Annotated in this window: 9 protein-coding genes; 2 read left to right on the plus strand and 7 right to left on the minus strand. The window is 69.3% G+C overall.

All coding sequences use genetic code 11. The annotated features are described in order from the left end of the window. From cobT to MJ783_RS10800, 4 genes are all read right to left on the minus strand, one after another. Nucleotides 1-1063: nicotinate-nucleotide--dimethylbenzimidazole phosphoribosyltransferase (cobT, locus tag MJ783_RS10785; RefSeq protein WP_239310276.1), on the minus strand; the 1063-nt coding region annotated here is incomplete at its 3' end. 98 nt (nucleotides 1064-1161) lie between these two features. Further along, complete coding sequence (locus MJ783_RS10790; protein WP_308194823.1) at nucleotides 1162-1602, minus strand: type II toxin-antitoxin system VapC family toxin; 441 nt, start codon at nucleotides 1600-1602, stop codon at nucleotides 1162-1164. Beyond that, complete coding sequence (locus tag MJ783_RS10795) at nucleotides 1593-1865, minus strand: type II toxin-antitoxin system Phd/YefM family antitoxin (RefSeq protein WP_239310260.1); 273 nt, start codon at nucleotides 1863-1865, stop codon at nucleotides 1593-1595. The genes MJ783_RS10790 and MJ783_RS10795 overlap by 10 nt, the downstream gene beginning before the upstream one ends. 40 nt (nucleotides 1866-1905) lie before the next feature. Then, the gene (locus MJ783_RS10800; protein ID WP_239310261.1) at nucleotides 1906-3696 is read right to left on the minus strand and encodes a DUF5635 domain-containing protein; all 1791 of its coding nucleotides are present in this window, start codon (nucleotides 3694-3696) and stop codon (nucleotides 1906-1908) included. Between the two features lie 493 nt (nucleotides 3697-4189). On the opposite strand from MJ783_RS10800, the gene MJ783_RS10805 reads away from it, so the two are divergent. Continuing rightward, on the plus strand, nucleotides 4190-4417 hold the full coding sequence (locus MJ783_RS10805) for a hypothetical protein (RefSeq protein ID WP_239310262.1): 228 nt from the start codon (nucleotides 4190-4192) through the stop codon (nucleotides 4415-4417). Between the two features lie 77 nt (nucleotides 4418-4494). On the opposite strand, the gene argS is transcribed toward MJ783_RS10805, so the two are convergent. From argS to MJ783_RS10820, 3 genes are all read right to left on the minus strand, one after another. Next, nucleotides 4495-6291: an arginine--tRNA ligase gene (argS, locus tag MJ783_RS10810; RefSeq protein WP_370651595.1), complete on the minus strand. Its 1797-nt coding sequence runs from the start codon at nucleotides 6289-6291 to the stop codon at nucleotides 4495-4497. 107 nt (nucleotides 6292-6398) lie between these two features. Next, a complete protein-coding gene (locus tag MJ783_RS10815; RefSeq protein ID WP_239310264.1) occupies nucleotides 6399-7913 on the minus strand; it encodes a bifunctional adenosylcobinamide kinase/adenosylcobinamide-phosphate guanylyltransferase in 1515 nt (504 codons plus the stop codon). Between the two features lie 13 nt (nucleotides 7914-7926). Next, on the minus strand, nucleotides 7927-8193 hold the full coding sequence (locus tag MJ783_RS10820) for a hypothetical protein (RefSeq protein WP_239310279.1): 267 nt from the start codon (nucleotides 8191-8193) through the stop codon (nucleotides 7927-7929). A gap of 272 nt (nucleotides 8194-8465) precedes the next feature. Between MJ783_RS10820 and MJ783_RS10825 the strand changes: the two genes are divergently transcribed. Then, on the plus strand, nucleotides 8466-8708 hold the full coding sequence (locus MJ783_RS10825) for a hypothetical protein (RefSeq protein WP_239310265.1): 243 nt from the start codon (nucleotides 8466-8468) through the stop codon (nucleotides 8706-8708). The last annotated feature ends 19 nt before the right edge of the window (nucleotides 8709-8727 follow it).

Below are 8727 nucleotides of genomic sequence, written 5' to 3' on the forward strand. Positions count from 1 at the left end.
GACCCGCGGTGGGGCCGTCGCCCGCGGCGGCGAGCGTTCCCGTCTTGTCGCTGACCCCGGCCTGGTCGAACGTGGCCATCTCGGCAAGTGTCGCCTGCGCGGCCATCAGCAGGGTGACGGCGAGTAGCGCACCGGTGCCCTCACCGAGCCGCAGGCCGAGGTCCAGCAGAGGATCGAAGCCGAGTGACTCGAGCGTGAGGTGCTGCGCGGGCTCGGTCGACCGTGTGCCAGCGATCCACCATGCCTTCGACCCTGGCGCGTGGGCTTCGGCGACCAGCGCGGCGGCGCAGATGACGACACCGTCGAGCACCACCGGGGTGCGGCGGACGGCGGCCTGGGCCAACAGGCCGACGAGCACGGCGAGGTCCGCGCCGCCGATCACCCGGAGCAGGGCCGGCGGGTCGGCGGCGAACGGCCGGCCGCGGCGCATCGCGTCCCGGATCGCGGCTGTTTTGATCATCCACCGGGCATCGTCGATACCGGTCCCGCGCCCGACCACGTCGATTGGTTCACGGTCGAGCAGGGTGGCGACGATCGCCGCGGAGGCAGTGGTGTTCCCGATGCCCATTTCGCCCGGGACGAGCAGGTCAGCGCCGGCATCCACCTCCTCGTCGACAATCGTGCGGCCGATGTCGAGCGCGCGCGAGACCTCGTCCGCGGTCAGGGCGTCCTCGATGTCGATCCGCCCGCTGCCGCGGCGGATCCGGTAACGCCCGGCCGGAGCGGTCCCGTCCACTCCGCCCGGCCCGCTCGGCTCGTCGGTGTCCACACTGACGTCCACCACTCGCACGGAGGCACCGACCGTGCGGGCCAGGATGTTCACGGCGGCGCCACCGGTGGCGAAATTCGCCACCATCTGAGCGGTGACTTCCGGGGGGAACGCGGAGACACCCGACCGGGCGACGCCGTGGTCACCGGCGATGACGATGGCCCGGACGCGCTGGAACGGCCGTGGCGGGCAGGTTCCCTGCGCGCCGGCAAGCCAGACCGAGACCTCCTCAAGGCGCCCGAGCGCGCCCGGTGGTTTGGTCAGTGCTCGCTGTCGCTGCCGGGCTGCGTCCATGGCGTCGCTGTCGAGGTCTGGAGTCTGCACAGCGTCTTTCCTACCTGATGGACGATCCCGGCTACCGCGTCGGCCACTCGTTGCGCTCCGATCCGGCGCTACAGCATGCCGGGGGCGGCGACCGCTATGCCGATGTCGCGAGCAGCGTCGAGGAGGCGGTGGTCGTAGGCAACCATGGTGTGCAGATCCGGGCCGAGGGCAGCGGCGGTGACAAGGTGAATTGCGTCAAGGCTGCGTAGGCGCGTCGGTGGTTGCAGACCGGCTCGGTCCAACAACGGGTAGCTCAACCTGATTTGGTCGAGTTCTCGGAGAAGTGCCGTTGCCGCTCCAGCTGCGGCCTGCGCCTCCGTCCGACTGACATCAGGACGGTCAGCGACGCGAAGAACCGCGCGTCGTAGCTCGGTGCGTACCAGCGCGCTGCTGACCAGTCGCCGGTTCGTGTGCTCGGCGAGCCAAGCCCGTAGGTCCGAGGTCTCCTCCTCCGCGACAACGAGCTTGGTCAGTGCACTGGTGTCGAGGTAGATCAGAACTATCTCCAGTCCTCATCACGCAGAGCGGCGAGCTCATCCGACAACCGGACGCCGGTGCTCATAGTCACCGGCTCGATGCCCAGAATGCCCTGCCCGCCGGGTAGCAGGTCGCCGGAGTCGACAAGACGCTCGTAGCTCGAGATCGATTCGTACGGAGTGATGATCGCAACGGCCGTTCCGCGTTCGGTGACCTCGACCGTCTCTCCGGCCTTCACCCGGGCCAGTACCTGACTGGCGTTCTGCTTGAGCTCCCGCACTCCCACCTGCACCATGTTCTACATGGTAGCACCTTGGGTGTGCGCGGGTTCCGCTTCATCGAGAACGTGTCGGCACGGCGATGTAGTGGGCGTTGCGGCCGGTGGTGGAGCCGCGGACGAGCAGATCCGGGACGAAGCGGTCGAGCGCACGGTTCGCGCCGGTCTGGGTGAGGCCGGTCAGGGTCGCGTAGTCACCGCTGGTGATGCGGTCGTGGGCGGCAAGCCAGGCCTGGACGACGTCCGGGCTGTTGGTCTGGTTGGGCCGGCGGTAGGGCAGCAGGCCGCGTCCGATCAGCGCCCCTGCGGTGCCCTGGTCGTTGGTGCCCTGGTCGTTGTCCAGCCGACGGAACACGGCCGCGGACAGCATCCAGACGTCCTTGTACGGCTCGACGAGCACGTCGTCGTCGATGCGGGTGGCGCAGGCGGTCTCAAGCGCGCTCCGCGCGTCGTCCGCGTCGGTCTGCAGGGCGCGCGCCGCGCTGTCGAGGGTGAGGAACGGCCGGTGCAGCAGTTCGTAGAAGATCACGGCGATTCGCACGTCACGGCGGCGTGCGGCGGGTTGGACCGACTCCATCAGCGACATCACCGGCACGACCGGCGCCCCACCCGCCAGGCGGGTCCGAACCGCAGGCCCGGCCACCTCGACGATCCGCGGGGGCCGGTGGCCAAACGAGATCATTTCCCGGTACATGCGGTCGACACCGACCCCCTGCTTCTCCACCAGCCGCAGCGCGCGGAAGAGATCGGAGAGCGCCGGGTAGCGGGCGTACCTGCGGGAGAGCACGGTGTCCTGGGACACGCCGCCGGCAAAGCCGCCCGGGCTTTCCACCTCGAGAACATGGTCGTGGTCGAACCAGATCACGGTGATCGGATCCGGACGCATCCAGTCGCGGTGCACGAGCCCGTTGAGCAGGGCCTCACGCACCGAACGAGGCGGGATCTGCCGGACGGGGATCTCGGCGAACCCGCGGTGGACGGTGGTCGCGACGTTGAATGCCAGGAGATCGCTTTCAACCGCGGCGAGCTGTTCGACGAGGGCCAGTCCCGAAAGATCGGTCGGCGGGTTGAGAACATCACCGCCGGGGACGTCGAAGCGGGTCAGTTCGATGAGCGTCCGTGGCGCCGGGCAGAAGGCCAGCACGCCGGCCTGGGTGAGTGCGCCGTCCGGGCGCAGGACGCCGAGGCGCCCGAGCAGTTCGGTGTCGGTGGTGTCGGCCGTTTCGTCGTCGTTGCCGCTGATGAGATAACGGCGGGCCGTCACAAGGGCGCCCGGGGCGACGTCCGCGATCGTCCGGCCGGTCACTGCGGCCATCACGTCCAGCCCGGCCCGCTCCTGCCTGCGGAGCCACCACTCGGACCGGTCCACCGGAACACAGTGATCGCCGACCCGCCATCGGATCTTGTTTTCCGGGTCCTCGACCGGCTCGCGAGTCTCGGCAACATAGAGGACCAGGAGCCGTTCACCCCGCACGAGCCGCTGTTCGACGGCAGGAGCGATGTCAACGCGCTCGAAGATCCTGTGGCGGAGCCATTCGACGTCCAGCTCGGTGCCGAGAACACGGCCGGAGTCGTCCACGCCGACGATGAGCGCACCGCCACCCGGTGTGTTGGCCATGCACGGCACCTCGCGTGCCAGCTGCTCCACCGCCTGGGGATTCTGGCGCTCACCGGGGAGGACGCCACCACGACGATCACGTCGTCCGGCTTCCTCCTTGAGATCCACCTGCTCTCGCTCGTGCGGGCGCGGGAGCCGGCCGGACTCCAGCGCGGCAAGGATCTCGTCGACCTGAGACCGTAGCCGAGCGCGAGCCTCTACAAGATCACCGTGTGTGTCGAACAACGACACGTCCGCGCCTCCCGCTGGTCAGTACGCCTTTACGAGGATCCTAAACCAGTACTGGTAGGGCTGGAGGCTATGCGAGTGAGTGTTACCGGTGATGCTCTCCGGGACCTTCGTGCGCTGCTTGATGATCAGTAAATTGATCGTTATGCCACGCCGGAAGGCATGGGCCAGGCCGGGAGCTTCCGAGGCTTCGCGGCGCTGGTTGACGCGAATGCAGCTGACATCTTCTTGTTCCCTCGGCCCGGAGGGCTCGCGGCCAGCCTGTCCACAAACCCGTTGTGATATGGCTTTCGGCTCGCGGTAGCGGACCGTTGGCGTCAGTCTGCGCGCCACTTTCCGCATACTTGGGCGACCGCTACTGGAGTCCGATCGACTATTCATGCCAGCGCGTACTCTGTCCCGAGTACGACTGATTGTCACGGTCGGGGCGAATGACACGACGGGGACGCCATCGACCGGTCTGTCCATCCCGTTGTATGAATCGAGGGAGGCCAGGATGGCCAGCCCCGGTCCGCGCATCGAGGTCGATGGCCAGGTGCAGGGAAACATCGTCGTGGGGGATCGCAATCTAGCCGTCTCCGCCATCCATTCGGTCGCCCAGCGCCGTCGCGGCCTCAAACGAATTGGCCAACCGCATCGGCGCCGCATTGTCGGGGCGGGCGAAACCGTTCGCCGCACCCGTTTTTCCAGGGAACAGGGATCGATAGTGCTGGCATGGTCCTGATGTGGCCGAGGGCGTCGTCGAAGTGGTCACCCGCGTGCGGGTGACCCTCCGGCGGCCTCGGCGCCGGGGCATGGGGATCACATGCGTTCCGGCGCGGCGATACCGAGGAGGTTCAGGCCACGGCGCAGCGTCTCGGCGCTGAGCCGGCACAGTGCGACGCGATTACCGCGCGTCGGCTGCGCCACGGACAGGACGGGGCAGGCTTCGTAGAAGTCGGTGAAGGCCTTCGCCAGGTCGTAGAGATAACCGCAGAGCCGGTGGGGCTCGAGCGTCTGGCCGACCTCGGTGAGCGTGTCGCCGAAGGCGTCCAGCGCGAGTATCAGCGCGCGTTCGGCGGGATGCGGCGCGAGCGTCGTGTCGACCGGTGCGGATGCGTCGCCGGCTTTGCGAAGAATGGAACAGATCCGCGTGTGCGCATACTGGAGGTACACACCGGTGTTGCCGGAGAAGGACACCATGCGGTCGACGTCGAAGGTGTAGTCCTTGGTGCGGGATGTCGACAGGTCCGCGTATTTGACGGCGCCGATGCCCGCCTGCTCGGCGATCTGGTCGAGTTCGGCCGGGTCGAGATCGTGGGCTTTCTCGGTGACGACTTCCCGGGCCCTCCCAACGGCGGTGTCGAGCAGGTCCATCAGTTTGACGGTGTCGCCCGAGCGGGTTTTGAAAGGCCGCCCGTCGGGGCCGAGCACCGTCCCGTAGGAGACGTGTGTGACGTCGGCGTCGTCGGTGAGCCAGCCGGCGCGGCGGGCGGCTTCGAAGATGAGCTGGAAGTGCAGGGCCTGACGGGCGTCGACGACATAGAGAATCCGGTCGGCCTTGAGGTCGCGGATGCGGTAGCGGATCGTCGCGAGGTCGGTGGTGTCGTATCCGAAGCCGCCGTCGGTCTTACGGACCATGAGCGGTACCGGTTCGCCGTCCGGGCCGGTGATCTCGGCGGAGAACACACACAGCGCACCGTCGCTTTCCACGGCGATGCCGGCCTGGGTGAGTTCGCCGACCACTTCGGGCAACCACGGGTTGTAGAACGATTCGCCCGCCGAGTCGGCGGCGGTGAGAAGCACACCGAGCCGCTGGTAGATCTCGCTGAACGCGAACTCCGACTCGGCGACGATCTCCCGCCAGCGGGTGACGGACGCCTCGTCACCGGCCTGCAACGCGACAACGCGACGCCGGGCCCGGTCGGCGAAGTCGGGATCGGCGTCGAACACGGCCCGGGCGGCCCGGTACAGGGTGTTGAGCGCGGAGACGGTCGACGTGCCGTCGGAGAGCTCGTCGTGGTGCCACGCGACGTCGGGATGCTCGTCGAGATACTCGATGAGCATCCCGAACTGGGTGCCCCAGTCCCCGAGATGGTTCTGGCGGAGCACCTCCGCGCCGAGGAAGCCGAGTACCCGGGACAGGCAGTCACCGATGATCGTCGTCCGGAGGTGACCGACGTGCATCTCCTTGGCGATGTTCGGACCGGAGTAGTCGACGACCGTCCGACGGCCCTGCTGTGGTGTTCCCACCCCGAGATGGCGACTTGCCAGCCGTGCCGCCACCTGGCGCCACAGCGCGGTGTCGGACGCGACCAGGTTGATGAATCCCGGCCCGGAGACGGTGACGGAGGCAACCGGGGTACCCGTGTCGGCATCCGTGTCGGTGTCGGTACCGATGTCGCGGCGCAGGGCGTCGGCCACGGACGCGGCCAGGTCGGCAGGTTTGCGCCGGGCGCGTTTGGCGAGTGCGAGGGCCGCGTTGGCCTGGAAGTCCGCGTGCTCGGAGCGCCGGACCACCGGGTCGGCTCCCGCCAGCTCAGGCAGCGCCTGGCTGATCGCGTCGGAGACGGCGGTCTCGACCTGCCTGCGCAGCGACGGCACCTCGTGCTCGTTCAAGCCCACAACCTCCCACGCCTTCTCCCGCACGTTTCTTCGAGTTCCTCCATTCTTCCAGGTCGATCCTCAGCTCCCGGCGGGTGCTCACGGCGGGTGCTGAGCGCGGGTCAGCGCAGGCGGGTGGGGATGCCGGCGACGACGTGCCAGACTTCGTCGGACTCGGCCGCGATCGCCGCGTTGAGCCGGCCCAGGGCGTCGCGGAAGCGGCGTCCGACCGCGCTCGTGGGGACGATGCCCGAGCCGACCTCGTTGGTCACCGCGACCACGTGGCGCCGGGTGTCACGCCAGGCCGCGACCAGTGTGTCGACGCGGGCGGGCCAGCCGCCGTCCACGGGATCGTCGTCGAGATGGGCGGTCAGCCACAGGGTGAGGCAGTCGACGAGCAGCGGCGGGCCGTCGGTGCTCAGCAGCGGCGTCAGCTCAGCGGTCTCCACCGTCGTCCAGTGCCGCGGCCGGCGGATGGTGTGGGCGTGCACCCGCGCCGCCCACTCGGTGTCGCCCGGCGCGACCGGTCCCGCGGTAGCGACGTACACCACGTCCGGCCAGGCGGCCAGGCGGCGCTCGGCCTCCGCGGACTTGCCGGACCGGGCACCCCCGGTGACCAGGACGCGGTACGGCCGGGGCAGCCCGGAGGCCGACCGCGTGCGGCGCGTTCCGTGGCGCGCAGTGACCGGCACGCTGGCTGAGGTGGTGTCCGAAGCGGCGGTCGAGCTGGTGTCCGGGATAGCGTTCGGGCTGGCGTTCGGGATGATGTCGAGCACGGCACCGTCGGGATGCACTTCGGCCCCCATCAGCGCCAGCCGCCGGGCGAGCGCGTCCCCAGGGGGGTTTCGGTGGCTCAGATGGACGGCGAGGACCCGGGTCGTTCCCACCACGGCGCCGTGTTGGCGCAACTGCGCGAGGACATCCGCGAAGCTGGCCAGGCCCAGGTGGTCACCGAACCCCGGGCGGTCGCCGTTGTTCTCCTCCATCAGCACGGCGTCGAACGCCCGGCCGGTGAGCGCGTCCAGGGTCCGCGGTGGCAGCGGCGCCGCGGTGTCGCACGCGTAGAGCACCCGTCCGCCGTCCGGGGCGGTCACGTCGTAGAGCACCGCCGGCCCGATGGCCGTGCCCCCGTGGTTGGCCGCCACCGGCCGTATCTCGAAGCCGCCGAGCGCCAGCACGCCGCCGGCGACCACCGGGTGGAACCGAAACGCGCCGGACCCGCTGGGGGCCGGGCTGTCCGCCGCCTGGACCGCCGGATTCTCCGCCGCCGAACCCTCAGCCGCGCAGTCCCACGGACCGACGAAGGCACGGCAGGCGTCCAGGCAGGCGGGCGGCCCGACAACGTCCAATGGCTGGTCGGCCGCGGTCGCCCACTCCCGCCACAGCAGGGCCGCCGGGCCGGTGTGGTCGGGATGGGCGTGGCTGAACAGCAGATGACGCACGCCCGCGAGCCGCACCCCGAAGCGGGTTGCGGCGCGCGGTACGTCTGGCCCGCAGTCGATGAGCATGAGCTCGTCGATGAGCACCGCGGTCTGGGTGCGCACTTCGTGCTCGCGTGCCCAGCGGCACGACGCGCACTCGCACCACGGGTTGGGCCAGCCATCGGCTGAGCCCGTACCGAGCAGCCTCAGCCGCACGCGCGCGACGTCCTCACGCCGAAGGCTTCTGCGCCTGCGCCTGTGCCTGTGCCGGTGGGCGTGCGTGCGCGTGCGGGGCTGTGTGCGGGGCTGCGTGCGGATGGCGCTTCCGGTCGGCCAACGTCATGATCATGATGACGAGTCCGAGCAGCAGGATCGCGCCGATCGTGACCAGGCCGACCGCCCACCATTCCAGCGGTCCCTTGTGCGGTTCGGCGGCCTCGGCGAGCGTGGACGCGCCAGCGAGCGCCGTCGTGATGCCGTATGAAGCTGTGATCACGGCTTCCTTCCTCTTTTTTCGACCTGTCTGCCCGTCCGCCGGATCGTATGGGGCTGGCCGCACGGTAGCGAGGAGAAGCAGGGCGATCAGGCCAGGAGCACTTCCGGCGCCTGGGCGCGGCGAGCCGGAATGACGATCTCAAACGCGCTCTCCGGGCCTTCGAGCGCGCGAAATAGAGTCATGGCCGCAGCGCTCTCCGGCCGTGAGCGTGTTGGATGGGTGCCTGCCGTTCGGGATGACGCAGATGGGCAGAACAACAGGGAGGTCGCCCGGTGAGCTGGGTGTGGCGTTTTGAGACCGAGGACGGTGGCGCGGCCGCCCTGTCCGGCTCGTCGTTGTCGGACTCGTCGTTGCCAGAGCCGTCGTCGTCAGAGCCGTTCCCGACGCAGAGCGATGCCGAGACCTGGCTGGGGGAAACCTGGCGGGAGCTGCTGGCGGCCGGCGTCCAGCAGGTGGTGCTGCAGGAGGCCGGCCACAAGGTCTACGGCCCGATGAGCCTTCGTCCGGTGGATTAGAGCGCCCGGCAATAGGGGA

The sequence above is a fragment of the Protofrankia sp. Cj3 genome, assembly GCF_917627355.1.
In the GTDB taxonomy this organism is placed as follows: Bacteria; Actinomycetota; Actinomycetes; order Frankiales; family Frankiaceae; genus Protofrankia.